At 62.7% G+C, this 24,010-nt stretch carries 26 protein-coding genes; 9 read left to right on the top strand and 17 right to left on the bottom strand.

Annotation, left to right across the window (positions count from 1 at the left end; translation table 11 throughout):
- Positions 1-26: 26 nt before the first annotated feature.
- Entirely contained in the window at positions 27-752 is a 726-nt protein-coding gene (locus tag A3C3_RS0119860) for a DUF899 domain-containing protein (protein ID WP_022716333.1), read from the bottom strand.
- Positions 753-841: 89 nt separating this feature from the next.
- On the opposite strand from A3C3_RS0119860, the gene A3C3_RS0119865 reads away from it, so the two are divergent.
- Positions 842-1,288: a MarR family winged helix-turn-helix transcriptional regulator gene (locus A3C3_RS0119865; RefSeq protein ID WP_022716334.1), complete on the top strand. Its 447-nt coding sequence runs from the start codon at positions 842-844 to the stop codon at positions 1,286-1,288.
- A gap of 316 nt (positions 1,289-1,604) precedes the next feature.
- On the opposite strand, the gene A3C3_RS0119875 is transcribed toward A3C3_RS0119865, so the two are convergent.
- On the bottom strand, positions 1,605-2,027 hold the full coding sequence (locus A3C3_RS0119875; protein WP_022716336.1) for an organic hydroperoxide resistance protein: 423 nt from the start codon (positions 2,025-2,027) through the stop codon (positions 1,605-1,607).
- Positions 2,028-2,151: 124 nt separating this feature from the next.
- On the opposite strand from A3C3_RS0119875, the gene A3C3_RS0119880 reads away from it, so the two are divergent.
- Entirely contained in the window at positions 2,152-2,619 is a 468-nt protein-coding gene (locus A3C3_RS0119880) for a MarR family winged helix-turn-helix transcriptional regulator (protein WP_022716337.1), read from the top strand.
- A gap of 38 nt (positions 2,620-2,657) precedes the next feature.
- Here the strand turns inward: A3C3_RS0119880 and A3C3_RS0119885 are convergent, their stop codons facing one another.
- Entirely contained in the window at positions 2,658-4,058 is a 1,401-nt protein-coding gene (locus A3C3_RS0119885) for an MFS transporter (RefSeq protein ID WP_028739816.1), read from the bottom strand.
- Between the two features lie 116 nt (positions 4,059-4,174).
- Between A3C3_RS0119885 and A3C3_RS0119890 the strand changes: the two genes are divergently transcribed.
- Both A3C3_RS0119890 and A3C3_RS38795 read left to right on the top strand, forming a co-directional pair.
- The gene (locus A3C3_RS0119890; RefSeq protein WP_022716339.1) at positions 4,175-5,140 is read left to right on the top strand and encodes a LysR family transcriptional regulator; all 966 of its coding nucleotides are present in this window, start codon (positions 4,175-4,177) and stop codon (positions 5,138-5,140) included.
- 149 nt (positions 5,141-5,289) lie between these two features.
- On the top strand, positions 5,290-6,162 hold the full coding sequence (locus tag A3C3_RS38795; RefSeq protein WP_022716340.1) for a cell wall hydrolase: 873 nt from the start codon (positions 5,290-5,292) through the stop codon (positions 6,160-6,162).
- Between the two features lie 51 nt (positions 6,163-6,213).
- Here A3C3_RS38795 and A3C3_RS0119900 read toward each other — a convergent pair whose 3' ends face one another.
- From A3C3_RS0119900 to A3C3_RS0119925, 6 genes are all read right to left on the bottom strand, one after another.
- Positions 6,214-6,927 carry a L,D-transpeptidase gene (locus tag A3C3_RS0119900; RefSeq protein ID WP_022716341.1) on the bottom strand — a complete coding sequence of 238 codons (714 nt, stop codon included), beginning with the start codon at positions 6,925-6,927 and terminating at the stop codon, positions 6,214-6,216.
- Positions 6,928-7,103: 176 nt separating this feature from the next.
- On the bottom strand, positions 7,104-7,910 hold the full coding sequence (locus A3C3_RS0119905; protein ID WP_022716342.1) for a L,D-transpeptidase: 807 nt from the start codon (positions 7,908-7,910) through the stop codon (positions 7,104-7,106).
- A gap of 116 nt (positions 7,911-8,026) precedes the next feature.
- Positions 8,027-8,248, bottom strand: coding sequence for a hypothetical protein (locus A3C3_RS0119910; protein WP_028739817.1), 222 nt, complete (start codon positions 8,246-8,248; stop codon positions 8,027-8,029).
- A 41-nt stretch (positions 8,249-8,289) separates the two neighbouring features.
- Positions 8,290-9,216, bottom strand: a complete 927-nt coding sequence (locus A3C3_RS0119915; RefSeq protein ID WP_022716344.1) for an alpha/beta fold hydrolase — start codon at positions 9,214-9,216, stop codon at positions 8,290-8,292.
- A 91-nt stretch (positions 9,217-9,307) separates the two neighbouring features.
- Positions 9,308-10,954, bottom strand: coding sequence for a cisplatin damage response ATP-dependent DNA ligase (locus A3C3_RS0119920; protein ID WP_022716345.1), 1,647 nt, complete (start codon positions 10,952-10,954; stop codon positions 9,308-9,310).
- Positions 10,955-11,177: 223 nt separating this feature from the next.
- Positions 11,178-12,188, bottom strand: coding sequence for a ligase-associated DNA damage response exonuclease (locus tag A3C3_RS0119925; RefSeq protein WP_028739818.1), 1,011 nt, complete (start codon positions 12,186-12,188; stop codon positions 11,178-11,180).
- 134 nt (positions 12,189-12,322) lie between these two features.
- On the opposite strand from A3C3_RS0119925, the gene A3C3_RS0119930 reads away from it, so the two are divergent.
- The 3 genes from A3C3_RS0119930 to A3C3_RS0119940 all read left to right on the top strand — a co-directional run bounded on the left by A3C3_RS0119930 (position 12,323) and on the right by A3C3_RS0119940 (position 15,468).
- The gene (locus A3C3_RS0119930) at positions 12,323-13,297 is read left to right on the top strand and encodes a glycerophosphodiester phosphodiesterase family protein (protein WP_022716347.1); all 975 of its coding nucleotides are present in this window, start codon (positions 12,323-12,325) and stop codon (positions 13,295-13,297) included.
- 88 nt (positions 13,298-13,385) lie between these two features.
- Entirely contained in the window at positions 13,386-14,711 is a 1,326-nt protein-coding gene (locus A3C3_RS0119935; protein WP_022716348.1) for a TIGR03808 family TAT-translocated repetitive protein, read from the top strand.
- Positions 14,712-14,808: 97 nt separating this feature from the next.
- On the top strand, positions 14,809-15,468 hold the full coding sequence (locus A3C3_RS0119940; RefSeq protein ID WP_022716349.1) for a glutathione S-transferase family protein: 660 nt from the start codon (positions 14,809-14,811) through the stop codon (positions 15,466-15,468).
- Positions 15,469-15,489: 21 nt separating this feature from the next.
- On the opposite strand, the gene nadC is transcribed toward A3C3_RS0119940, so the two are convergent.
- The 5 genes from nadC to A3C3_RS0119965 all read right to left on the bottom strand — a co-directional run bounded on the left by nadC (position 15,490) and on the right by A3C3_RS0119965 (position 20,818).
- The gene (gene nadC, locus A3C3_RS0119945; protein WP_022716350.1) at positions 15,490-16,353 is read right to left on the bottom strand and encodes a carboxylating nicotinate-nucleotide diphosphorylase; all 864 of its coding nucleotides are present in this window, start codon (positions 16,351-16,353) and stop codon (positions 15,490-15,492) included.
- Position 16,354: 1 nt separating this feature from the next.
- Positions 16,355-17,893 carry an L-aspartate oxidase gene (locus tag A3C3_RS0119950; RefSeq protein WP_022716351.1) on the bottom strand — a complete coding sequence of 513 codons (1,539 nt, stop codon included), beginning with the start codon at positions 17,891-17,893 and terminating at the stop codon, positions 16,355-16,357.
- Complete coding sequence (gene nadA, locus A3C3_RS0119955) at positions 17,890-18,861, bottom strand: quinolinate synthase NadA (RefSeq protein ID WP_022716352.1); 972 nt, start codon at positions 18,859-18,861, stop codon at positions 17,890-17,892. The genes A3C3_RS0119950 and nadA overlap by 4 nt, the downstream gene beginning before the upstream one ends.
- Before the next feature lie 68 nt (positions 18,862-18,929).
- A complete protein-coding gene (locus tag A3C3_RS0119960) occupies positions 18,930-19,817 on the bottom strand; it encodes an NUDIX hydrolase (RefSeq protein WP_022716353.1) in 888 nt (295 codons plus the stop codon).
- Positions 19,818-19,921: 104 nt separating this feature from the next.
- Positions 19,922-20,818 (bottom strand): LysR substrate-binding domain-containing protein, encoded by an 897-nt coding sequence (locus tag A3C3_RS0119965; RefSeq protein WP_022716354.1) that lies wholly within the window; start codon positions 20,816-20,818, stop codon positions 19,922-19,924.
- Between the two features lie 137 nt (positions 20,819-20,955).
- Here A3C3_RS0119965 and A3C3_RS45365 point away from each other — a divergent pair, with 137 nt between their 5' ends.
- A complete protein-coding gene (locus A3C3_RS45365; protein WP_145611889.1) occupies positions 20,956-21,165 on the top strand; it encodes a hypothetical protein in 210 nt (69 codons plus the stop codon).
- A gap of 104 nt (positions 21,166-21,269) precedes the next feature.
- Here the strand turns inward: A3C3_RS45365 and A3C3_RS0119975 are convergent, their stop codons facing one another.
- Together A3C3_RS0119975 and A3C3_RS0119980 are read right to left on the bottom strand one after the other, a co-directional pair.
- Positions 21,270-21,890 (bottom strand): glutathione S-transferase family protein, encoded by a 621-nt coding sequence (locus tag A3C3_RS0119975; RefSeq protein WP_022716356.1) that lies wholly within the window; start codon positions 21,888-21,890, stop codon positions 21,270-21,272.
- Positions 21,891-21,980: 90 nt separating this feature from the next.
- Positions 21,981-22,346 carry a hypothetical protein gene (locus tag A3C3_RS0119980; protein WP_022716357.1) on the bottom strand — a complete coding sequence of 122 codons (366 nt, stop codon included), beginning with the start codon at positions 22,344-22,346 and terminating at the stop codon, positions 21,981-21,983.
- Between the two features lie 118 nt (positions 22,347-22,464).
- Here A3C3_RS0119980 and A3C3_RS0119985 point away from each other — a divergent pair, with 118 nt between their 5' ends.
- On the top strand, positions 22,465-23,220 hold the full coding sequence (locus tag A3C3_RS0119985) for a DeoR/GlpR family DNA-binding transcription regulator (RefSeq protein WP_022716358.1): 756 nt from the start codon (positions 22,465-22,467) through the stop codon (positions 23,218-23,220).
- Here A3C3_RS0119985 and A3C3_RS0119990 read toward each other — a convergent pair.
- Positions 23,195-23,929 carry a hypothetical protein gene (locus A3C3_RS0119990; protein WP_022716359.1) on the bottom strand — a complete coding sequence of 245 codons (735 nt, stop codon included), beginning with the start codon at positions 23,927-23,929 and terminating at the stop codon, positions 23,195-23,197. The two genes, A3C3_RS0119985 and A3C3_RS0119990, sit on opposite strands and share 26 nt — an antisense overlap.
- Positions 23,930-24,010 lie beyond the last annotated feature (81 nt).

Here is a 24,010-nt window from a genome sequence, read left to right on the forward strand (position 1 = left end):
TCTCCCTTGGGTGATGTTCGCAGATTTCAGTGACGGGATTGCGTCTTTCGAGCGCCCTCGTATTCGTCGTGGCGCTTGACGAAATCCATCGTGCCTTCCTCGTTGCGGCCCTTCGGCGCGCGGTCGAGGATCATCAGCGTGCCGATCAGTTCCTCCGGCCCACGGGCATAGCTAGAGTAGGTGTGGAAGATTTCACCCCGCTCGTTCTTGTAGAAGGAACTCAGCCCCGGCAGTTCGTCATGGGCCTCGGCGGGTTCGATCGCGGTGAAATTGTAGAAGACCTTATCCTTGGCGAGATCTTCCGGGCTGAAGGAAACGTGGTAGTCGAAATTGAAATCGCTGCCGAAGGACGAAACCCAGGGGAATTTCCAGCCCATGCGCTTCTTGTAGGCCTCGATCTTGGCGAGCGGCGCGCGCGAAACCGCGACCCAGGTGACGTCGTGATGGTTGAGATGCGGCAGCGCGCCGTCCACGTGATCGGAAAGGAACGAGCAGCCTGGGCAACCGGCCTCCCAATCCGGACCGAGCATGAAATGGTAGATCATCAGCTGGCTGCGGCCGTCGAAGAGATCGGATAGGCCCTTCTTTCCCTGCGGCGTGTCGAAGACATAGTCGTTGTCGACCTTGACCCAGGGCATGGCCAGGCGCTCGGCATTGACCCTATCTCTGAGATGCGTTGCTTCCTTCTCCTTCAGAAGCAGCGCACGGCGGGCCTCGAGCCATTGTTCACGGGAAACGACTTGATTCTGCATCGCGAGCGCCCTCCTCCGGCGCCGCCGGCAAGACCGGCATTCGTTCTCATTCGCTTGACTAAATACATTGATATCAATAGAAATAGGGCATGTCAAACTCGATAGAAATTCCCTTTTCGACGACACTGCTGGTACGGGACACCTGCCTGTGCCTGCATGTTCAGCGCGCCGCGCGAGCACTCGCACGGCTTTTCGACGATGCGCTTCGTCCGGTCGGGCTCACCAACGGGCAGTTCTCGTTGATGATGTCCCTCAACCGGCCGGAGCCGCCGCCGATGGGGCCTGTGGCCAATCTTCTCGCCATGGACCAGACAACGCTGACGGCGGCGCTGAAACCGCTGCAACGCCGTGGCTGGGTAAATGTAACGCAAAACCCGAAAGACAAGCGGGGGCGGCTGCTCAGCCTGACGCCGGAGGGCAAGGCGGTGCTCGCCGCAGCGCTGCCGATCTGGGAAAGGACGCATACAACGCTGGAAGAGACGCTGCCTGGCGGCAGCGGCGAGCGGCTGCGAAGCGAGCTGCAGGCGCTCGCCTGATCATCGGGCGATGCGCGCATCGTTGCCGAAATCGCTCCTGGCAAAGCCGATCCGCATCTTCGGAAATTCGCATTCGCCTGAACGCCTGCCGGCGACAGGCGAATGCGCCATGTCTGGCGCTCGGCCGGTTCGCGGTCAGTAGCGCGATATTCTTGCCGTGATGCAGATCGCGGACGAATTCATAAAGGATCGCGATGAGGGTGAGCGACGCAATGAGCGAGCGTCTGAGCGAAAAGCGAAGACGACATTTGCCGCGCCGCCCCCTCATCCGGCCCTTCGGGCCACCTTCTCCCCGCGGGGAGAAGGTGATTCCGCCTCAAGCCACCGTGACCGGAACTTCGGTCGAGGTACGCATGGCGTGGCTGTAAGGGCAGACGATGTGGGCGGCGGCGGCGAGCTTTTCAGCCTCGGTCCTATCCAGGCCAGGGATGTTGACGGTGAGCGCCACGTCGATCCCGAAGCCCGTGCCGTCTTCGCGCGGGCCGATGCCGACCTTGGCGGAAACCGTGGTGTCTTCCGGAATCTTGACCTTCTGCTGGCCCGCGACAAATTTCAGGGCACCGAGGAAGCACGCGGAATAGCCGGCCGCGAAGAGCTGTTCGGGATTGGTGCCGGTGGCGCCATCGCCGCCGAGCTCCTTCGGAACAGTCAACGTCACGTCGAGAACGCCGTTTTCAGAAACGGCGCGGCCTGCGCGGCCACCGGTGGCGGAAGCTTGGGTCGTATAGAGGATAGGCATGTCAGTCTCCTTTGCGTTGGGGCTGAACTTCGTATATTGCACAATTAAATTGTACGCAAGTGAATTTCGCAAATTGCATTCGGAATCTGAAAAGAGGAGAATTGCACCTCAAAGGAACAGGATCATGAAAGCGCAGATGGCAAAGACGATGGAAATCCCGCAAGAGGAGAGGCGGCTGGAGAAACAGCTCTGTTTCGCGGTCTACGCGACGGCGCATGCCTTCACGCGCGCCTATAAGCCGATCCTCGACAAGGTCGGCCTCACTTATCCGCAGTATCTGGTGATGCTCGTGCTCTGGGAAAAAGCCGAACTTCCGGTAAAGACGATCGGCGAGCAGCTCGACCTCGATTCGGGCACGCTCTCGCCGCTGCTCAAGCGGCTGGAGCAGACCGGGCTGATCAAGCGGACCCGGGACGCACGCGACGAGCGGCAGGTGATCGTTTCACTGACGCCGAAGGGCCGGTCGATGAAGAGCGAGGCGGCAACGATCATGACGGCCATCGGCCAGGCGGCCGGCTGCACGCTCGAGGAAATGGCGGAAATCCGCGGATCTTTACAGAAGCTGCGCGGGAACCTGAATGCAGCCGTGTGAGAAATCGCCCGCGCCTTTATGCGCGGGCGTTCAAAGATTTACTCGGCGGCCTGATAGGCTGCGGCGCGCAACGGCGACGTCCTCGGACCGAGGGCGGCGAGAAGCACGACTGCGACCGCAAGCAGCGCCGTGAAGGCGACGCCTGCCACATAAGGATCCCAGCCGAAGGACGGCGCCGCGCCGAAGACCGCGGAGGCGGCTGCGAGCACGATGCCGCCGCCGATCTGGAAGGCGGCAAAGAGCATGCCGGAGGCCAGGCCCGATTTGTCTTCCTCGACATCAGCGAGTGCCGCGACCTGAACGGAGGGATAGGTCAGCGCGTAACCGAGGCCGAGCGGGACCTGCGACACGACGACGAGCAGGATCGGATTGATGTCGCCGACAGCCGCGACCCAGAAGATGTAGCTCGCTGCCTGCAGCGCCACGCCGAGCGCCATGAGGCCCGTGGTGCCGCGGTTCTGCGCGATCGCGGCAAAGCGTGGCGCCAGGAACATGACGAAGACGCCGCCCAAAGCGAAGCAGAAGCCGGTGCTGAAGGCCGACCAGCCGAGCTCGTTCTGATAGTAGAGCGTCGCGATGAACTGGAAGCCGACATAGACGCCCTGAAAAAGGGCGGCGACGGCATTGGCATGGCTGAGTTTTGCTCGGCGGAACATTGCAAGCGGCACCATCGGATCGGCATGCCGGGCCTCAACCGCAAGGAAGAGCAGGATCAGAACGGCCGCCGCAGTCAGTGCACCCCAGGTGGGAAATGCGCTCCAGCCCTCGGCTGCGGCGTTGGTGATGCCGAAGACGAAGAGCAGCAGGCCGGGGGTGATCGTCAAGGCGCCTGCCCAGTCGAAGCGCGGACGGTCGGCTCCCCGGCGCTCGTCTGCGGGCAGGACGAATGGCGCGATCGCCAGCGTGAGGATCGCCACCGGAGCGCCCATGACGAGCGTCGCCCGCCAGCTGAAAATGGTGGCCGCTCCGCCAAGCACCATGCCAAGCACGAAGCCTGCGGCGCCGGTGGAGGAAAAGACCCCGAGCGCCTTGGCGCGGGCGCTGCCCTCCCCGAAGACGGAAAGCAGAAGCGCCAAAGCGGCCGGTGCAGTGAAGGCCGCGGCGATGCCCTTGATCAGACGGGCGGCAATCAGCGTCGGCCCGCTGTCGACAAAGCCGCCCGCGATGCTCGCAGCTGCGAAGACGGCAAGCGACCAGAGAAAGACGCGGCGGTGGCCGAAAACATCGGCAACGCGGCCGCCGAGCAGCAGGAAGCCGCCGTAGCCGAGAACATAGGCGCTGACGGCCCATTGCAGCGAAGTTGCCTGCATGCCGAGTTCGGCCTGAATGGCGGGAAGCGCGACGCCGATGGTCGAAACGTCCATGGCGTCAAGGAAATTGGCGGCGCAGAGCAACAGCAATGCCAGCCCCGCCCCACTTCGAGATTGTGTGAGAGTCATCGAGATCGTTCCTTTTGCTGCCGCGCGGGTTGGGAGGAAGCGGCAGAGGAACGAGAAAATGATCATCTCCGAAACCTATTGCAAATTGATAGTAACCATGCCAGGTATTACTGATAATGATGAATGACGCGACCCTTCGGAAAATCGACCTGAACCTCCTGCTTGCCTTTTCGGTGCTGATGCAAGAACGCAATGTCAGCCGCGCGGCCGAGCGGCTGCTGCTTGGTCAGCCGGGACTTTCGGCGGCACTGCGGCGGCTGCGCGAAGCACTCGACGACGAATTGTTCGTTCGTGTCGGACGCGGCCTGCAGCCGACGCCGCGCGCGCTCGCCATCGCGCCGGCAATCGAGGATGCGCTTTCCGGCATCGAGCGGGCCATCCGCCCGCCCGCCGCCTTTGACCCAGCCAGCTGGAAGGGCGAATTCCGCATCGGCCTGTGCGACAATCTCGAATCAGCCTTCTTCGGCCCGCTCGCAGCGCGCCTGCGGGAACTGGCGCCGGGCGCCCGGCTGGTCGGTGTGGCTTTCCACAAACGCGACGCCGCACGCCTGCTCGACGAGGGCGCCTATGATTTCAGCGTCTCGATCCACGACGAGCCCGCCTCCTGGCATATCCGCGATCCGCTCTTCGACCAGTGTTCGATCTCGATTTACGATCCGAAACAGCTCAGGCTGAAGACGCCGCTGACCCTTGAGGACTTCACCAGGGCAGACCATGTCGGCGTCTCGTTCGAAGGCAGCAACGGCTCGACCAATGTCGATATCGCGCTTGCCCGCTTGGGGCACAGCAGGCAGGTAGTGGCCACCGTGCCCCGCTTTTCCGCCCTACCGACGGCGCTGCGGGCCATGCCGGCGATCGCGACGATCCCGGAATCGATCGCCCGCTGCATGGCACAATTGCATGGACTAACGGTTTCAGTGCCGCCAATCCCGCTGCCTGCCGAACCGGTCACGATGCTTTACCGCCGCATCGACCGGGCGGACGGACGCTCCGTCTGGTTCCGCCGGCTCTTCATCGACGTTGCCAGCGCCGCACTCGAAGCATCCGGCTGCCGGATGGGCATTTCCAGGGCGGCCGCCTAGCGAATTAGCCGCTAGAGGCCTCCTCTTCCCTTGAAATATAAGGCTTTTCCTGTAAATCACGAAATGTGTTTGGAATATTTACGAACGTGAGGTAAAACGTTTTCGCGACGTGATTTGGGCTGCACTATAACAATAGGAGGCACCGGCCGTTGAGGGCGCGATACGCATTGGGCAAAACCATCTCCGGGATTCTCTTCGCCGGACTGGCTGCAACAGGGTGCACGACGGCCGCCAAGGCGCCACCGCCGACTGCACGTCCTTCTTCCACCGCGAAACCAGCATCAGCCAAAGTGACTTATAATTATACGGCACGGGACCGCGATTGTCTGAAGCGCGCCATGTATTTCGAATCCGAACACTCGGATCGCGATGGCTATATGGCGGTCGGAACCGTCGTAATGAACCGGCTGACATCGCCCGCCTATCCCGACACGATTTGCGAGGTCGTAGCGCAGGAAAAGCAGTTCGCCCCCGGCGTCATGACCAGGGTCGTCGACCCGAAGGCCGGACCGGAACTTGATTCCGCCGTGGACGGAATCTTGCGCGGGGAACGGCATCCCGGCGTGCAGAACGCCATGTTCTTCCACACCGACGGCCTGAAATTCCCCTATCGCAACATGCATTATGTCGTCGAAGCCGGCGGCAACGTCTTTTATGAAAAGCGCGGCAGGGATGGAGCATTGCAAACGCCGGCACCTCTGCCGGCCTATGAAGTCGCGATGAACTACGTTTCCGACCCGCGCCTGTCGGGCCCGGTTCAGTTCGCAGGCGTGCAGCCGTTCGCGACTTCCACACAAATCGACGTGTTGCTCCCGGAGAAGGGACCAATCCCGAGGGCCATGCCCGATGTGGCATCGATACCGGATGCCACCACGACCTCCGCCATTCCGGCCGCTCCGCCGGCATCGACGACTCCAGGCACGGTCATGCCGCCGGAAGGATCGCCAATCGCACTGCCGACGCCCCGCCCCGCCTACAACAGCGCAGGACTGGCCGCCGGCCATCTGCCGGCGGGCGGCTGAGGCCGGTCATAAAGACTTCCTTCCGAAGCGGAAGGAAGTCGAGCTCATTCATCACTGCCAGACGACGATCGGTGTCTTGTTCGGCACGCGGTCGTAGAGATCGATGATATCCTGGTTCAGCAGGCGGACGCAGCCGGACGAAACGGCCTTGCCGATCGACCGCCATTCCGGATTGCCGTGCAGGCGGTAGAGCGTATCCTCGCCATTCGAGAAGATATAGAGCGCGCGGGCGCCGAGCGGGTTCAGGAGGCCAGGCTCCATGCCGCCGCGTTCGATCGAATATTTTGCGAGTTCCGGCTGGCGGGCAACCATCTCATTCGGCGGCTTCCAACGCGGCCACTTCTGCTTCCATTGGATGACGCCGTTGCCGGACCAGGCAAAGCCTTCGCGTCCGATGCCGACGCCGTAGCGCATTGCTGTCCCGCCCGACTGGACGAGATAAAGAAAGCGCGACGGGGTATCGACGACGATCGTGCCTGGACGCTCGCCTGTCGGGTCGATGACCTGCTGGCGATAGTAGCGCGGATCGATCTGCTGATAGGGGACGGCGGGGATCAAAAAGCCGCCGTCCTCGATGGGACCGTATATCACGTCAAGCTCGGCATCCGTGGGAGCGGGCGTCGTCTCGAAAGGGCGTGGGAAACGGAAACCGACGGGCTGGACGCTCGGTGCCGAAGTGGAAGCGCAGCCGGCGAGCGCGGAGGCCGCCGTCAAAGCCGAAAAGGAGAGAAAGTTGCGGCGGGAGAGAGATTTTTCGAGACTCATGCGCGGGACGGATTTCCTTCTGTCGCGGGGGAGAGCCGGCATGCGGCACGCACCCCGGTTTGTTCATTCAACGCCGGTGACGACTCGGAAATCTATCTGCCGCCGCCAAATAAACCATACCCTCACGAAGTCGTGTCCCCGTGCGGGCGGACGATATCGCCCGCCCTGTTGCGCCGCTACATCACAACGATCTCGGCCTTGGCCGGAACGCGGTCGTAAAGGTCGACGACGTCCTGGTTGAGCATGCGCACGCAGCCCGACGAGGTCGCCTTGCCGATCGATTGCCAATCCGGTGTGCCGTGCACGCGATAGAGTGTATCACGTCCATCGTTGAAGATGTACATGGCGCGGGCGCCGAGCGGATTTCCGAGGCCAGGATTCATGCCGCCGTTTTCGGCCGAGAAGGGGCGGATAGCCGGCTGGCGCGAGACCATTTCGGCAGGCGGCGTCCAGCGCGGCCATTTCTGCTTCCACTGGATGACGCCGCGGCCCGACCAGGCGAAGCCTTCGCGGCCGATGCCGACGCCGTAGCGGATCGCCTTACCGTTCGGCTCGACGAGATAGAGATGGCGGGCGCGCGTATCGACGATGACAGTGCCCGGCTTTTCCTGCGTCGGGTAGTCGACTTGCTGACGGAGATACTCGGGGCTGACGCGGCTGACCGGAATGGCCGGCAAAAGGAAGTCGCCATCGCGAAGCTCGCCGTACAAGGCGGTGTTCACCGGATTGGTGACCGGCAGGCCGTAGGTCTGGTTGAATTGCGTCGAGTAGAGATCGCGCACCTGCGGCACCGGCGGATCGGGGATCGCCCTTACCTTGCGCGGATCAACGCCCGGCGGCTCATAGAAGACCGGCGAAGTCTCCTGCACGAAGCGGGCCGGATCGGTCGCGCCCGTATCCGGAATAAGGACGTTGCAGCCGCTGAGGCCAAGGACCGCCACGGCAAGGCCGGCAAAGGGAAACACCCGGCGCGAAAAATCCATAAACCCACCCTTTATCCATTGTCAGCGGAGCGATATCTGGCGGGAGGATGGCATTTGCGGCTGGCGTGAAGCTGGCGTCAGCACCGGAAGACTTGCCGGCTTCACGAGACTGGACATCACACCAGCACAACGCCGTGGCCGTAAACGGTCGCCAGTTCGCGCACAAGCTGCGCTTCATGTTCGGTGAGCTTGCGAACATCGACAAAGCGCCAGTTGCGCTCATAAAGGGCGAAGGCTTCCTTTGCGGAAATGGCGCATAGAGGATCGCGATCCATCAGGAGCGATTTCAGCTCCGGGAAGTCGTTCGGAATGATCTCGTCTGCGATTTGCGCCATCATGCGTCCAATATAGACCCTCGCGGCGAAAATTGAAGACGCGTTCAAGCGGCCACCCCACGGAAAAAACGGATGCTTTGCTCGATCTCGGCTGGCAGCGCGGAGGTGTGGTTGCCGGCCACCCTATCGGTTTCGATGCGGATACCGGCCGCACGGGCGCGGGCAGCGAGCAGGCCCGCACGGTCGTTGAATTGATCCTCTTCCGTGCCGTGAACGACGTGGACGGGGCACTTGAAGCTTTGCGCGTAGCAGAGCGCCGATCGGACCTCGAATTCATGCTTGTTGCCGTCGTCGAAGCGGATGTCCTGCGGGTAGCGATTGAAGAAGCGGAAGGCGTCCGGATTGCCGGAAATCGGGGCGGCGGCGCGGAAACGGTGCGTGCTCATGGCGGCAAGCATGGTCAGCGTGCCGCCGATGCTGTGGCCCGCGACAAACAGCCGGTTCGGGTCGACACCCGGCAGATGCGCCAGCCGGTCGGCGGCGGCAAGAACGTCGTCCACCTCGTCGTAGAAACCGGAAAAATTGCCCATCTGGCCATTTTCTCCGCGCACAGACGGCATCAGCACCACGAAACCCGCCTCGGCATAGGGTTTCAGGAGCTGCCACTGGCCAGCACCCATGGCATTGCCGCCGTGAAGGAAAAGCACGCCGGGCTTTGCGTGGTGCCCGCGCTTGTATTTGCTGACCCAGGCCGCCAGTTCGAGCTCGCCGCCGGCGCCCGAGCGGTAGAATATCTGCTCGCCATCCGGCGGCGCGGCCAATGCCTCGTATCTGTCTGGCGCAGGACCCTTCTGCAGCAGCTTCGTGCGGAAGCGGCGGCGGACCTTGGCATAGTCGTGGGTGATCAGGCGCGGCTGATCCGGAACATTGAAGGCGGAGGCAGCGCGGGGAAGCATGAGGGCACCCGCGATACCGGCGAGCACAGCGCGGCGTTGGCGGAGAAAAGCATTTCGATCGTCGTCAAAGGACATGACACAGCACCCGATAGCCCCCGGGCACTCAAATATCTGCACCAGAACGGCATTTCGGCCAATACACATTGGGTTGAAATCCGGCCCTGCGTCATTGTCGCGCAGGCGGGCCTATTCCACGGCTTTGGTCGATCATCGCGACCAGCGTTTCGAGGCGGTCTGCCTCATAGGAAGGCTTGTCCGGCCGTAGCCGGGAGATGCGCGGAAAGCGCATCGCCACACCGGACTTGTGCCGCGTCGAGCGGTTGATGCCTTCGAAGGCGACCTCGACGACGAAGCCGAACTCGCGATCTGCGCGGATGGCACGAACCGGACCGAAACGTTCGATGGTGTTGTTGCGGACGAATTTATCGAGCAGCTCCAATTCCTGATCGGTGAAGCCGAAATAGGCCTTGCCGACAGGCACCAGCTGTTCGCCGTCCGGCGTCTCGGCCCAGACACCGAAGGTGAAATCGGAATAATAACTCGAGCGCTTGCCATGGCCACGCTGGGCATACATCAAGACGGCGTCGACGTTGTAAGGATTGCGCTTCCACTTGAACCACGGGCCCTTCATGCGGCCCGCCTGATAGATGCTGTCCCGGCGTTTGATCATCACGCCCTCGATCACCGGGTCGGGAGGCGAAGTCCGCAAGTCGTCCAATTCCTCCCATGTCGAAAAGGCGACGAGCGGCGAGAGGTCGAACCGATCGTGCGGCGCCTGCTCGATAATCTCCGAGAGCCGGTCGCGGCGGTCGATGAAGCTATTGCCGCGCACATCCTCTTCGCCGTCGAACAGTAGGTCGTAGGCACGGATGAAGGCCGGGTATTCATCGAGCATCTTCGCCGTCACCGTCTTGCGGTTCAAGCGCTGCTGAAGGTCGGAAAAGGTTCTCGTCGGGCTGTTCGAGCGTGCGGTTCCGCCAACGAGCAGTTCGCCGTCGAGCACGCCGTTGAAGCTGATGGACCCTAAAATATCCGGAAAGGCATTGGAGATGTCGTCGCCGGAGCGCGAATAGATCTTGCGCGTTTCGCCGGAGCGGGAAAGTTGGACCCGGATGCCGTCCCATTTCCATTCCGCCGCATAATCCGCCGGGTCGAGGCTGGTGAGATCATTGTCCTCCACCGGATGGGCGAGCATGACGGAATGGAAGATCGCGGGCGTCGCGAGCACTGGCTTGCCGCCCCTGCCCTCCAGCCATTCGAAGAGCGATTCATAGGGCGGCTCCAGACCGTGCCACAGCGTCTCGATCTCGATCACGTCCTTACCGCCGAGATCGGCCAGCGCCTGCTTGGCAAGCCGCGCCGAGACGCCGATGCGCATGGCGCCGGTGGAAAGCTTGATGAAGGCGAAGCGGCCAGACGCATCCAGCCGGTCCAGCGTATCGCGCACGAAACCGCGAACTTCGGTGCGGCCGAGCGAATTCATACGGCTGATGACCTCGCCGAGGCGCGGCTGGACAAAGGCGGAGCGCTCGATGTCCTTTTCGTTGTCCCAGACGAGCGAGATCGTTTCGGCGAGGTCGCCGACATAGTCGTAGGAGTAGCGAAACAGCACCTCGTCCATCCGCTCAAGCGTCAGATCGCGGAGCATGGCAGGCTTGACGTTGCGCACTTCGAGCGTGCCGGCGATCGCCGCAAGGCCATAGCCGCGGTCCGGGTCGGGTGTGTCGCGGAAATAGTCGGTCAGGAGCTTCAGCTTGCCGTTGCGGCTGGGCGTCAGGACGAGACGGTCGAGCAGATCGGCAAAGGGTTTCATGGGGCCGCTCCAGCCGGTCGAGAAGCCATTTCTTCTGGAGAGCCCTCCCCAACCCCTGCCAACAAGCAGGAGGGGCTTAGACGCCGCGCCCACCGCGTTCCATTCGCAACGATGCAGCAGGAAGCGACGCTGTATTGGGGCGAAAGGGAGCCGCATCGTACCCCCTGCCCCTTGTGAGCAAGGGTTGGGGAGGGGTCGTTGCGAATAGTCCCGCACATCGTCCTCAATCCCCCTCGTCCTCATAACCCACCAGATGCAGCGGCCTCGCCTTGATGTCATGCAGTTCGCACCAGCGGACTAGCGCTTCCTCGCGGCCATGGGTGACCCAGACTTCGGCAGGGCTGAGTTCGGTGATCGTCTCGGTGAGTTCCGGCCAGTCGCAATGGTCGGAAATGACGAGCGGCAGCTCGACGCCCTGCTGCTTGGCGCGCTGGCGCACCATCATCCAGCCGGAGGCGAAGGCGGGGAGCGGTTCGTTGAAGCGGCGCGCCCAGCGATCGGCGAAGGCCGACGACGGACCGACGACGACGGCGCCCTTGAAGGCGGATTTGTCGCGGCTTTCAACGGTGGCCGGCCGCAGGTCGCCGAGGTCGATGCCCTGCCCGGCATAATACTCGCAGAGCCGTTCCATGGCGCCGTGGATATAGATCGGCTCGCCGTAACCGGCATCGCGCAGTAGACGGATGACGCGCTGGGCCTTGCCGAGCGCATAGGCACCGATCAGATGCGTGCGCTCCGGAAACTGCCGGAGCGAAGCAAGCACCTTGCCGATCTCCCCCATCGGATCGGGATGATGGAACACCGGCAGCCCGAAGGTCGCTTCGGTGATGAAGACATCGCAGGGCACCGGCACATAGGCGGCACAGGTCGGGTCCGGACGGCGCTTGTAATCGCCGGAAACGACGATGCGGGTGCCGTTCTTTTCAATCGCGATCTGAGCAGAGCCGAGGACATGGCCTGCCGGATGGAAGCTTACCTTGACGCCGTTCAAATCCAGCTCTTCGCCGAAGCCGACGGCCTGCTCGCTGCCAGAGAACCCGTCGCCGCAGCGCAGGCGCATGATGTCGAGCGTCTGGCGCGTCGCGAGAACATGCCGGTGGCCCGGGCGGGCATGGTCGGAATGGCCATGAGTAACGAGCGCGTGCTCCACCGGCCGCACCGGATCGACATAGAATCCGCCCTGCGGGCAATAAAGCCCTTCGGGAGCGGGAAAAAGAAGAGCATCGGGTCGCATCATCAACGGGAAGATAGCGGGAAATGGGCGGAGAGCCAGTAGCTTCCTGCAAATCCGTCGGCCTGCCGCCGGCTGCCGCAGATCGACCCAAATCTCGCCTTAGCGATTCGCCACATTCGTTGGGAGGGACCGTTTTGAGAAAGAAATTGCGTTATAGCATAGCGGCAATCGCCGTCTTCGCCGCAGCCGTTTATCTGAACAATACCAATCTTTTGGCATCGCACCGGGAAGGCAAGCCAGTGCTGTTGGCACATCGCGGGATCGCGCAGCGTTTCGACGAGCGGGATTTGACGAACGACACCTGCACGGCGGCGCGCATGCTTCCGCCGAAGCACGACTATCTGGAAAATACCATCCTCTCGATGCGCGCGGGCTTCGATTTGGGTGCGGATATCGTCGAGGTCGATGTCCATCCGACGACGGATGGGGAGTTCGCGATCTTCCACGACTGGATGCTCGACTGCCGCACGAACGGGCACGGCGTCACCCGCGAGCACTCGATGGTGGAGATGAAGGCGCTCGATATCGGCTATGGCTATACGGCCGACGGCGGGAAGACCTTTCCTTTCCGGGGTGCCGGCATCGGCCAGATGCCGACGCTTGCCGAGGTGCTTCAGACGTTTCCGGACAGACGGCTGCTGATCAATGTCAAAAGCCGGGATCCGTTGGAAGGCGAGAAACTGGCTGCCGTCCTCAACGCCCTGCCTGGCGAGCACCGGGAACTGATCATGGTCTATGGCGGCGACGAGCCCATCCAAACCATCCGCCGCCTGGCGCCGGACATCAAGACGGCATCGCGCGCGAGCCTCAAAGCCTGCCTGCTCGCCTATATCGGCTACGGCTGGACGGGCATCCTGCCGCAAGCCTGCAAGAACACGATGATGCTGGTGCCGGTCAATATCGCTCCGTGGCTCTGGGGCTGGCCGGACCGTTTCCTCAATCGCATGGAGGCTGGAAACAGCGTGGTCTTTGCGCTCGGCCCCTATCGCGGCGGCGATTTTTCGACGGGGATTGATACGCCCGAACTGCTGGCAAAGCTGCCTGCCGATTATTCCCGTGGCATCTGGACGAACGACATCGAGGCGACCGGCAAGCTCAGGGAAAATTAGGCTCCCTAAGATACTTCGCGGCAAGGATTCTGTGTCACAACAGATATTCGTTTGGCACGAATGATGTCGGACGGAGAAAGGGTCCTTAATGTATCTGCGGCGCGATATGCTCGTCTATGTCGGTGCGGCTTTGGTCCTGCCGATGGCCGGTCGCGCCTTCGCTACGTCAAAACGGCCCGCACTGCGCGGGGCGCTGGATGCATCCGGGGCGGCAAAGAGCGGGCTGCAGGCTCTGATTGACAAGGCGGCACGCACCGACACGCCGCTTTATCTTTCGGCCGGGACCTATGAAGCTTCGAACCTCGTGCTACCGGACAATGCCCGCATTATGGGCGTTCCGGGTGCGTCGCGGATTCTACATCAAGGCAGTGTCAATTCGGCGCAAGGCGCCCGGCGGATCGAGCTTTCCGGCATCGTCATCGAGGGTAGCGGCGGGATGAGCGGCCAGGACAATAGCGGCCTCGTGCAGTTGACCGGCATTGACGACGTGCAGATCGACAACTGCGAAATCCGCGAGGCCGGCAAGCATGGCCTGCGCCTGGAGCGCTGCGGCGGCCGGATCGAACGCAGCCGCATTTCGGGGGCGGCGCAGGCGGGTATCTTCGCAGTCGATTCCACCGGGCTTGCGATCACTGGAAACACGGTTGCCGATTGCGGCAATGGCGGCATTCTCGTGCACCGCTTTGAAAAGGGCGAGGATGGCACCGTCGTTACCGGCAACCGCGTTAGGCGCATCAGGGCGGATGACGGCGGCACGGGGCAGAACGGCAACGGCATCAATGTCTTCCGCGCAGGCGGCGTGATGGTGGCAAATAACCAGATTGCCGATTGCGCCTTTACCGCCGTGCGGGCCAATTCCGGCGACAACGTGCAAATCACCGGCAATCAATGCCTGCGCTCCGGCGAGACGGCGATCTATGCCGAATTCGATTTTCAAGGCGCGGTCTTATCCGGCAACCTCGTCGATGGTGCTGCGAACGGCATCTCGATCGCCAATTTCAACGAAGGCGGAAGGTTAGCCACCATCATCGGCAACATCGTGCGGAACCTGAGGCGCGACGGCCCCTACAAATCCGAGGTCGGCTTCGGCATCGGAATTGCCGCGGAAGCCGACACGACCATCTCGGGCAATGTCATCGAAGACGCGCCGCTCTGGGCGATGCAGCTCGGCTGGGGGCCGTATCTGCGCAATCTCGTTGTCACCGGAAATGTCGTACGCAAGGCGCCTGTCGGCTGTGCGGTCTCGGTGGCGCAGGGTTCGGGCACGGCGGTGATCACCGACAACGTCTTCCAGGAAATGATCGAGGGCGCAGTCTTAGGCTTCGAATGGGAAAAAAAGGTCTCCGGGGATCTCACGCAAGCGGGGAGCGAGCGATACCCGCATCTCATCATCGAGCGGAACCGCACCAGCTAAGACGCATCAAAAGCTTTCATTGATCCATCAGGACCAGCCGCTTTCGCTTCGCCCGGCCGCGCTCTAATTTGCGCGCAACGACAAAGGGGGACAAAGCATGCTGACAATCTACGGCGTTTACCGTTCGCGCGCCGCGCGCGTCTACTGGACGGCTGAGGAACTCGGGATCGCCTTCACCTCCGTTCCGGTGATCCAGGCGAAGCGGCTTGCCAATCCGCTGGCGCCGGACGCACCGATCAATACGCTCTCGCCCGAATTCATCGCCATCAATCCGATGGCGCGGATCCCCTCGATCAAGGACGGCGAGCTGGTGATGCACGAGTCGCTGGCGATCAATCTCTATCTTGTGCGCAAGCACGGCGGTCCGATTTCCGGCAATACCGTCGAAGAGGACGGTTTGCTGACGATGTGGACCATCTGGGCGCTGGCGGAACTCGAGCCGCATACGGTAAGGATCGTCGTGACCTATGACAACGAGCACGAAAACACCGAGGCCGGAAAGGCCACGATCGACGTCGCCTGCCGCTCCATGAAGCGCCCGCTCGCCGTGCTGGAAAAGCACCTCACCAACAAGGAATGGATCGTCGGAGACCGCTTCACCGTTGCCGATCTCAACGTTGCGGAAGTGCTGCGCTATGGCCAAACGGAACAGGCGCTGTTCGACGCTCATCCGAAGGTTAACGCCTGGCTAAAGCGCTGCCAGTCCCGCCCGGCCTATCTCGCCATGCAGGCGGTACGCTCGAAAGAGCCTGTCTGAACCAAAGCCAGTACGATCACCCTATTCCGATTGGTTGGATTTCCAATCGAGCCCGATGTCCAGCGTCGGCGCGCTGTGCGTCAGCCAGCCGACCGAGATCAGATCGACGCCGGACGCGGCAATCGCACCTGCAGTCTCCGGCGTCACCCGCCCGGAAGCTTCGGTGATCGCACGGCCAGCGACGATTTCGACCGCCCGGCGAAGCTGGTCAGGGGTCATATTGTCGAGCAGGACGGCATCCACGCCGGTCTCCATCGCTTCGCGCAACTGATCGAGCGTATCGACCTCGACTTCGATCTTCACCATATGGCCGGCACCGGCCTTGGCCCGGCAAATGGCCTCGGCGACGCCGCCGGCAATGGCGACATGATTGTCCTTGATCAGCACGGCATCGGAAAGCGCAAAGCGATGGTTGACGCCGCCACCGGCGCGCACTGCATATTTCTCCAGCGCGCGCAGTCCCGGCGTCGTCTTGCGGGTGCAGGCGACCGAGGCATTCGTACCGCCGATCGCGGCCACGATCCCGGCCGTCACCGTGGCGATGCCCGAAAGATGGCCGAGAAAATTCAGCGCCGTCCGCTCTCCGGTCAAAATGGCGCGCGAGCGACCTTCGATCGTGGCAATGACGTCCCCGGGTTTCACCGCCGCCCCGTCCTCGACATGAGGGGTCATAATGATTGCGGGATCGACAAGCTCAAACGCCAGCGCGGCGGCGTCGAGCCCAGCGATCACCCCCGGCTGGCGGGCCACTATGATGACCGTGGAGCGGTGATCCTGCGGAATGACGGCAGCCGAGGTGATATCGCCAGCAAGGCCGAGATCTTCCAACAGCGCATTGCGGACGGGTGGCTCGATTAGCAGCCGCGGCAGGGCAACAAGCGTCATGTCAAGCACTCCTGGCAAGGGGGTCGGATGAAACGGCCCGCGCAAAGTTCAAAGCCTGAGGAAAATTCATCTTTTGGCGCTCGGCCTGCACGTGCTTGAGCGGAAAATCGGTTCGGGCATGGGCGCCGCGCGACTCCGTCCGCAGCGCCGCAAAGGCGGCAATCAGCAGCGCGACGGTGGCGGGATCCGTTGCTGGCCCCTCCTTCTCGACGAAGGGCAGGAGCGCGCCGATCGCGCCATGGATCGTACTACCGTTCCGCAGCACGCCGAGATGCGCGGAGACAATCTGCCGGATCGGCGATGCGTCGGGTTGCGGCGGCAGCGGTTCGATCGCTGTTGGCCGCACGGATAGGGGCGTGCCGGCGATATCCCGGGCCGAGCGCATGCCCATGACCGCGGCTTCGAGCAGCGAATTGCTGGCAAGGCGGTTGGCGCCGTGCAGGCCAGTCGATGCCGCTTCGCCGGCGACCCAGAGGCCGGGAACGGAACTGCGGCCGTTCTTGTCCGTGGCGACACCGCCCATGTGGTAATGCACGGCCGGTGCAACCGGGATCAGCTGCCGCGCCGGATCGACCCCGGCTTCGCGGCAGAGAGCATCGATCCCCGGAAAGCGGCTTGAAAAGCGAGCGCCGAGTGCCTTGCGCGCATCGAGATAGACCTTTCCGCCGCGGGCGATCTCGGCGCTGATCGCGCGCGCCACCACGTCACGCGGTGCAAGTTCCTGAGCAGGCTGATCCGCCATGAAGCGCTCGCCGCGCTCGTTGACCAGCATAGCGCCTTCGCCGCGCACCGCTTCGCTGACGAGCGCCAGCGGCCGGCGCTTCGAACGGAGTGCGGTCGGATGGAATTGCACGAATTCCATATCCGCAAGCTCGGCGCCTGCCCTTGCAGCGAGGACGATGCCCTGGCCGAAATTGATGACCGGATTGGTCGTCGCCTCATAGAGGCCGCCGAGGCCGCCGGTTGCCAAGAGGACATTTGGCGTCGGCACGATGAAAGCCTTTCCGCCGGACGCGCAAAGGACGCCGCCGATCGCACCGTCTGCGAGCGCCAGACGCCGGACTTCGAAATTAGCAAGCACGGTGATCGACGGCGTGGCCGAGACGGCTCGTACCAGCGCGCGAATGATGGCGGCACCGGAGCCGTCGCCTTCGGCATGTACAATGCGCGGGCAGGAATGAGCGGCCTCCAGCCCGAGCGCAAGCCGACCTTCGGCATTCCTATCAAAGCGGACGCCTAATTTCTCAAGCGCCGCGATCATCGCTGGCGCTTCGCTTACGATACTGGCGGCGATCTCACGATCACACAGGCCGTCACCGGCAGCAAGCGTATCGGCAAGGTGCATTTCCGCGCTGTCATCCGCGCCGATGCTTGCTGCGATGCCTCCCTGGGCCCAGGCGCTCGAGGTCCCGGCGCCCAAGGCGGCTTGCGTGATCAGGACGACCGGCTGCGGTGCCAGCGTGAGCGCCGCCATCAGCCCGGCAATGCCGCTGCCGACGATGACCGGGCGGCCGGCAAGATGGGTGAGGATTTCGGTCATATCGCCAGCATCCTTTCCACGGCACGCCGCGCGGCCACCGCAATGGCGGGCTCGACGGTGACTTCGTGGCGATTTTCCTGAAGCGCCGTGCGGATGTTCGAAAGCGTGATCCGCTTCATGTGCGGGCAGAGATTGCAGGGCCGGATGAATTCGACGTCCGGATGGTGCACTGCGACGTTGTCGCTCATCGAGCACTCGGTGAGCAGCACGACGCGCGCCGGTCGCGTCTTCCCGACATAATCGGACATGATGGCGGTGGAGCCGGCGAAATCCGCCTCGGCGACGACTTCCGGCGGACATTCGGGATGGGCAAGCACGGTGACGCCCGGATAATTTTCCCGAAGCTGGCGGACATCATCCGCGTTGAAGAGCTCATGCACCTCACAGTGGCCATGCCAGGCGATAATCTCAACATCGGTTTCCTTTGCGACGTTGCGGGCCAGATATTCATCCGGGATCATCAGCACGCGCGGCACACCAAGCGATTCGACCACCTGTTTCGCATTGCCCGAGGTGCAGCAGATATCCGAGGCGGCTTTCACCGCCGCCGAGGTATTGACATAGGTGATCACCGGCACGCCGGGATAGGCCTGGCGCAGCAGCGCGACATCCTTTGGCGTGATCGAATCGGCCAGCGAACAACCGGCGCCCATATCGGGAATGAGCACCGTCTTTCCGGGATTAAGCAGCTTCGCGGTCTCGGCCATGAAGTGAACGCCGGCAAGCACGATAACCTCGGCATCCACCTCAATAGCCTTGCGCGCCAGCGCCAGGCTGTCGCCGACGATATCGGCAACGCCGTGGAAGATCTCCGGCGTCTGGTAGTTGTGGGCGAGGATGACGGCGTTGCGGCGGCGCTTCAGATCGAGGATCGCTTCGACATCGTCTTGGAAGGTCAGCCATTCCGCCTTGGGGATGACGCGGCTGACACGGTCATAGAGAGAGGACGCGGACACGGGAGAATTCACGGCGAGCTCCTTTATACTCGAAACGAGTATTTACGGGAGGAACTAATTATTCTCAGTTTGAGTTTATGTCAAGCGCGGGAGAGCGGGAGTTTCGAACCGGAAAGCGCGCGTTCTTCGAGAACGGCATGCCGGTAGCGAAAGAGCTTCGCCGGGCGGCCGCCGGTTTCGCTAGCCATCTCGCCGGTTTCCTCGACCAGTTGCTGCTGATCGATCAGCCGGCGGAAATTCGGCTTATGAAGCGTAAGTCCCGCCAGCGCTTCGACGCTGCGCTGAAGCTGCAGGAGCGTGAAGCTCTCCGGCATGAGCTCGAAGACGACCGGGCGATACTTGATCTTCGCCCGAAGCCTGGCTATTCCGGTCGCGAGAATCCGCCGGTGATCGGCAAACATCCGGCGGCCCGGATTCTCCGCCACGGTTGCGCCCGCCTCCGCCACCAGACCTGCCTCATACAGCAGTTCGTAGCGTTGCAGGGCGAGATCTTCGTTCCATGCGGCGCCATCCAGGCCGAAGGTAAAGGCGATCCGGCGCTTGCGGTTCTGCTGGCGAGCGGCATCCGTCGTTTCCCAGCGCCGCAGCCGGTCGACAAGCGCGTCAAAGACCGGCGGCTTGCCTTTGCGGTGATCCTCCCACGGAAAATATTCGTACCAGCTATGCCAACCCGGCGCCGGGTGCTCCCGCACCAGCCCCAGATAGCTGATCGAGATCGTCCGTCCGCCGAGGATCTCGTTCTGCCGGTCGCGGTCGGCGAAGGTATAAAGCTGTTCAAGATAGCCAACCGGATGCGCCGTCTGTTCCTGAATCCACTCCCGCAGCCCGCTCTGAAGCGTGCGGTGCCCCATCTCGAAGGATCCGGAAGGCAGCGCCTCGCCAGTCCTGACCGTCATGACGCGCGGGTCTTCGTCGGTTACGGCGGCGAGGACCGCGATCAGTTCTGCGTGTGCGACGCCGATGGGCACTGTGAAGGATCGTCCTTTGCGAATGCGGTTCTAGCGAACAGCTTTGCCACACGAGCCATGCAAAGCCAATGCCAGCGAAGCGCCGCCCGCTGTCAGTCACACCCTCAAGAAAAGAGCTTCACCGTTCCGGCCATCTCCTCGCGGATCCAGGCCTTGAAGTCCCGCACCTTCTTCGGCTCGCGCGCGCCTTCGGCTGTCACGAAATAATGGCCGAAACCGGTTTTCGCGCGGATGCCGAAGGGGACGGCGAGCTGGCCGGCCTGCAGCGAATAGTCTGCCAGCGTCTGCCAGGCGAGCATGACGCCCTGCCCGGCGATGGCCGCATCGAGACAGAGCGATGCGTCGTTGAAGACGTGGCGCGTCGCCGGCGCCGAACCTGAGAGGCCCGCCTCCTTCATCCAGACCTCCCAGCCGAACATGGCGCGGCCATCGATGACGGCCGGCAGCTTCCGGATATCCGCGGGTTCCTTCAGATCGCGCGCCATTTGCGGTGCGCAGACCGGGAATACTTCCTGCTCCACAAGCAGTTCGGCCTTCACGCCCGGCCACTGCCCAGCACCGACGCGGATGCCAATATCGACGTCGGATGTCGACAGATTGACGAGGCATGTCGTCGCATCGATGCGCAGCTTGATATCCGGAAAACGCGCGGCGAATCGATCGAGCCGCCACACCAACCAGCGGGCGGCAAAGACGGGTGCCACGGAGATCGTCAGCGTCGCGTCGTCCCGGCGCTGCGCGATCGAGACGGCCTGCGACATACGGTTGAAGCCCTCCGTCAGAGCGGCAAGCACCGGCGCGCCCGCTTGCGTCACCACCATGCCCTTCGACGTGCGCTCGAAAATCAGCTGATCGAGCTGCGCTTCGGTCTTGATGACCTGCTGGCTGACGGCACCGATCGAGACCCCGAGTTCCTCCGCGGCAAGCTGCAGCGACCCGAGACGCCCAACGGCCTCCAGCGCGCGTAGCCCGTTCAAATGCACCGAGTTGAGATTCCGCATATATATTTTCTATAGCGCGTCGCTGATAATCTCGAAAAGGTTCCTCGTGGCTCCGATATTGAAGCGGAGCACCTGCAACGGCGAGGGATTCTCGCCGCGCACTTGCATTTCCGAACCAGAGAAAGGGAGGCATGGCCATGTCATTGCTGAAGTTTTTCTTGAGTAAGACATACGACGCGAAGTCTCCTGAGGCCGACGATCCGCTGTCGCATCCGGACATCGCCGCCATGTCGCCGCGACAAATGGCCGATCTGCCTTTAAACTATCCGGCGCCGAAGCCAACGCCCTATGAGACGCGGCCGCTTAATAGACGCACGAGGGTGGCGCCTTCTCCTCGACTGACTTGATGAGGCAGCGGGGGCGAACGCCAGTACAATCGAGGGCTGCCCGCATGAACCACCCCCATCTCCCCTCGCCGACCGACATGATGAGGAGGGAGTAAGGGGCGCCCTCACCCCTTTTCAATCGTCAGCGCCCGCTGCACCGCGGGGCGATCCATCATGCGGGCGTAGTGGGCGGTCGCCTTGGCGAAGCGCATCGGGTCGACGCCGTCGCCGCGCAGCCAGCCGGTCATCGTGAAGAGGTATGGATCGGCGACGGAATACTGCTCGCCCATGACCCAGGGGCCGGCGAGCATCGTCTCCTCGATGAGTTCGAAGCTTTCCGTCATGGTCTGAGGCACCTTGGCCTGCATGGCTTCGTGCGCGGCGGGATCGTCGGCCCAGCGGGAACCGCGGCGCTTGTGTGCATGGTTTACATGCACGGTCGAGCAGAGGTAGCTGTTAAAGGCTTGCAGGCGGGCGAACTCGAAGGGGTCGTCGAGCGGCGCGAGCCTGGCAGCCGGGGCGGTCTGCGCGATATAGGCGAGGATCGCCGGCGTTTCGGTGACAATGCCGCGATCCGTGACGAGCGCGGGGACGCGGCCCTTCGGGTTGATCTTCAGATATTCCGGCGAGCGCTGCTCATTGTCCTTGAAGCTGATCATCCTTGCTTCATAGGCAAGGCCGGATTCCTCCAGCGCAATGAGACTTGCCAGCGCACAGGTGCTTGGCGCGAAATAAAATGTCAGCATGGTCGAGACTCTCCTTTGGGAGGTTTATATAGCGCAGCTGTCACGCCCTGCCCATGGCGGAAATCGGGGCCGTTGCCGGCCCCGGCGCGTTCACGCGGCTCTCGCGCAGCCCGGCACAGCTTCCAGCGTGTACCAGACCGGAATGCCGCGCTCGCGCGCGATGCGGACGTCGTTGTCGGCACCCTTGGAGTCCCCCGGCAGCCGCAGCACGCCTTCGCAAAGCTCCAAAAGCCGGTGGGCGACAGGGTGGAAGATTTCCTCGTAGAGATCATCGCCGATCGACTTGCCGCCGGCTGCATTCCAGACCGGCAAGGCCACCCATTCGCCGATCATCGGCACATGGCCCGCCTTGAAGAGCGCATAAGCCGGTTCCTCCAGCCGCTTCAGGTTGGCCGCCATTTTTCCCGGATCATCGCCGGTTCCGGACCTGTATGGCCCTGCAATCAGGATCAACATCGTCAAACTCCATCACTCCCGGCCTCATGCACGGGGTTTCACGATAATGCGGGAATTGCTTGCATGTCGAGTCGTTTCAGGCATTATCGTGATAATTTGTTGATTTTCGTGCAGAGCAATGCTGACAACACAACGCAAATCCCTGATCCTCGACATCCTGCGCCGTGACGGCCAGGTCATCGCCAAACGCGTCGCCGAAGATCTAGCGCTGTCGGAAGACACGATCCGGCGCGACCTGCGGGAGATGGCGGCGGAAGGGCTCTTGAAACGGGTGCATGGCGGCGCCATGCCGATTGCCCCCGACCTGCCAAATTTATCGGCGCGGCGGAGCGTTTCGTCCGATGCCAAGCAGCGGCTCGGCGCCAGGGCGGTGCAAATGGTGAAACCGGGGCAGATGATCTTTCTCGACGGTGGGACGACGACGGCGGAGATCGCCCGGTGTCTGCCACGCGACATCGGCTTTACCGTCGCAACGCATAGCCCGACGATCGCGGCGGAACTGGAGCATCACCCCACTGCCGACATCATTCTCACAGGCGGGCGGCTCTACAAGCACTCGATGGTGGCAACCGGCGCTGCGGCCATGGCGGCAATCTCGCAGCTTAGACCCGATATCTTCTTCCTCGGCGTTACCGCCGCCCATCCCGTGCACGGGCTCTCGACGGGCGATTTCGAGGAGGCGGCGATCAAGCGCCATATCGCCCGTTGCGCGGCCGAAACATATGTCCTGCTGACCGAGGAGAAATTCGATCTCGTTTCGCCCTGCCGTGTCCTTGGCATTGCCGATGTTGCGGGACTGATCGTATCGGCGGGAGTGCCGGAAGAGCGGCTTGCGCCCTACCGGGCGCTCAATGCCGCGATCCTCGAAGCATGAAGGGCGCGGCGAGCCGGGCGATGTCCTGCGGCAATAGGCTTGCGGAGAGAGCCGCCACGAAGACCCCCAGCATAGCATAGGCCGTTATGCTGCCGGTTCCGAGATCGAAGATTGCCGCCAAACGCAGCTGGAATGCCGCGATCGTTGCGGCAATCCACGGCATGCCGAGCATGCGCGCCGGGAGGGCGCCGAAGCCTGGCGTTTCGGCGATTGCCGCAAGCACGCCGTAGCCCGCGGCAATCCAGATGATGGCCCGCAGCCAGGCCCGTTGGCCAAAGGGAACCATCCTCCCCTCTTCAAAGGCGATGAAGAGATAACCGCAGAACACCGTGACGAAGAGGAAGGCCACCGGCAGGCTTTCGACGACCATTTCCGGCCGCAACTGGCCCGTCCAGCCGCCCGCGAGAATCCCCGGGAAGTCCGCCGACGCCGAAAACCAGACAAGCGCGACAGGCGCCCAGAGCCAGTTGACCGACAGGTAGCGCAAACGGGCGAATGTGCAGATCACCATGATTGCCCCCGCAAGCCCAATACCCGAAGGCTTCATCGCGCCGGACATGGCAAGCACGATCGGCCCGCAGGAACCGGCGATCTCGGCGCAGCCGGACATGGCGACGATCGCCCAGGTCACGTAATCGAAACACATGGAAAAGAACAGGAAGATCGCGACGGCGATCAGCATCCACCAGAGATAGCGGCCTGCAAACATATCCTGCCCTCGTCGCACGGGTTGAACGCCGCACCATAGTAGGACAATTGCGCCGCCGCGCATCTCCTGTCGCAGGATTTG

The organism is Rhizobium mongolense USDA 1844 (genome assembly GCF_000419765.1).
GTDB lineage: Bacteria > Pseudomonadota > Alphaproteobacteria > Rhizobiales > Rhizobiaceae > Rhizobium > Rhizobium mongolense.

Excerpts from the sequence above, each read along its gene's own strand:
- A3C3_RS0119950 (WP_022716351.1), bottom strand. The coding sequence starts at position 17,893 with ATGACCGAAATCCTCACCCATCTTGCCGGCCGCCCGGTCATCGTCGGC.
- A3C3_RS0119985 (WP_022716358.1), top strand. The coding sequence starts at position 22,465 with ATGCTGACAACACAACGCAAATCCCTGATCCTCGACATCCTGCGCCGT.
- A3C3_RS0119965 (WP_022716354.1), bottom strand. The coding sequence starts at position 20,818 with ATGCGGAATCTCAACTCGGTGCATTTGAACGGGCTACGCGCGCTGGAG.
- A3C3_RS0119910 (WP_028739817.1), bottom strand. The coding sequence starts at position 8,248 with ATGATGGCGCAAATCGCAGACGAGATCATTCCGAACGACTTCCCGGAG.
- A3C3_RS0119885 (WP_028739816.1), bottom strand. The coding sequence starts at position 4,058 with ATGACTCTCACACAATCTCGAAGTGGGGCGGGGCTGGCATTGCTGTTG.
- A3C3_RS0119920 (WP_022716345.1), bottom strand. The coding sequence starts at position 10,954 with ATGAAACCCTTTGCCGATCTGCTCGACCGTCTCGTCCTGACGCCCAGC.
- A3C3_RS0119890 (WP_022716339.1), top strand. The coding sequence starts at position 4,175 with ATGATGAATGACGCGACCCTTCGGAAAATCGACCTGAACCTCCTGCTT.
- A3C3_RS0119900 (WP_022716341.1), bottom strand. The coding sequence starts at position 6,927 with ATGAGTCTCGAAAAATCTCTCTCCCGCCGCAACTTTCTCTCCTTTTCG.
- A3C3_RS0119915 (WP_022716344.1), bottom strand. The coding sequence starts at position 9,216 with ATGTCCTTTGACGACGATCGAAATGCTTTTCTCCGCCAACGCCGCGCT.
- A3C3_RS0119980 (WP_022716357.1), bottom strand. The coding sequence starts at position 22,346 with ATGTTGATCCTGATTGCAGGGCCATACAGGTCCGGAACCGGCGATGAT.
- A3C3_RS0119905 (WP_022716342.1), bottom strand. The coding sequence starts at position 7,910 with ATGGATTTTTCGCGCCGGGTGTTTCCCTTTGCCGGCCTTGCCGTGGCG.
- A3C3_RS0119875 (WP_022716336.1), bottom strand. The coding sequence starts at position 2,027 with ATGCCTATCCTCTATACGACCCAAGCTTCCGCCACCGGTGGCCGCGCA.
- A3C3_RS0119860 (WP_022716333.1), bottom strand. The coding sequence starts at position 752 with ATGCAGAATCAAGTCGTTTCCCGTGAACAATGGCTCGAGGCCCGCCGT.
- A3C3_RS0119865 (WP_022716334.1), top strand. The coding sequence starts at position 842 with ATGTCAAACTCGATAGAAATTCCCTTTTCGACGACACTGCTGGTACGG.
- A3C3_RS0119940 (WP_022716349.1), top strand. The coding sequence starts at position 14,809 with ATGCTGACAATCTACGGCGTTTACCGTTCGCGCGCCGCGCGCGTCTAC.
- nadC (WP_022716350.1), bottom strand. The coding sequence starts at position 16,353 with ATGACGCTTGTTGCCCTGCCGCGGCTGCTAATCGAGCCACCCGTCCGC.
- A3C3_RS0119935 (WP_022716348.1), top strand. The coding sequence starts at position 13,386 with ATGTATCTGCGGCGCGATATGCTCGTCTATGTCGGTGCGGCTTTGGTC.
- A3C3_RS0119880 (WP_022716337.1), top strand. The coding sequence starts at position 2,152 with ATGAAAGCGCAGATGGCAAAGACGATGGAAATCCCGCAAGAGGAGAGG.
- A3C3_RS45365 (WP_145611889.1), top strand. The coding sequence starts at position 20,956 with ATGTCATTGCTGAAGTTTTTCTTGAGTAAGACATACGACGCGAAGTCT.
- A3C3_RS0119990 (WP_022716359.1), bottom strand. The coding sequence starts at position 23,929 with ATGTTTGCAGGCCGCTATCTCTGGTGGATGCTGATCGCCGTCGCGATC.
- A3C3_RS0119975 (WP_022716356.1), bottom strand. The coding sequence starts at position 21,890 with ATGCTGACATTTTATTTCGCGCCAAGCACCTGTGCGCTGGCAAGTCTC.
- A3C3_RS0119925 (WP_028739818.1), bottom strand. The coding sequence starts at position 12,188 with ATGCGACCCGATGCTCTTCTTTTTCCCGCTCCCGAAGGGCTTTATTGC.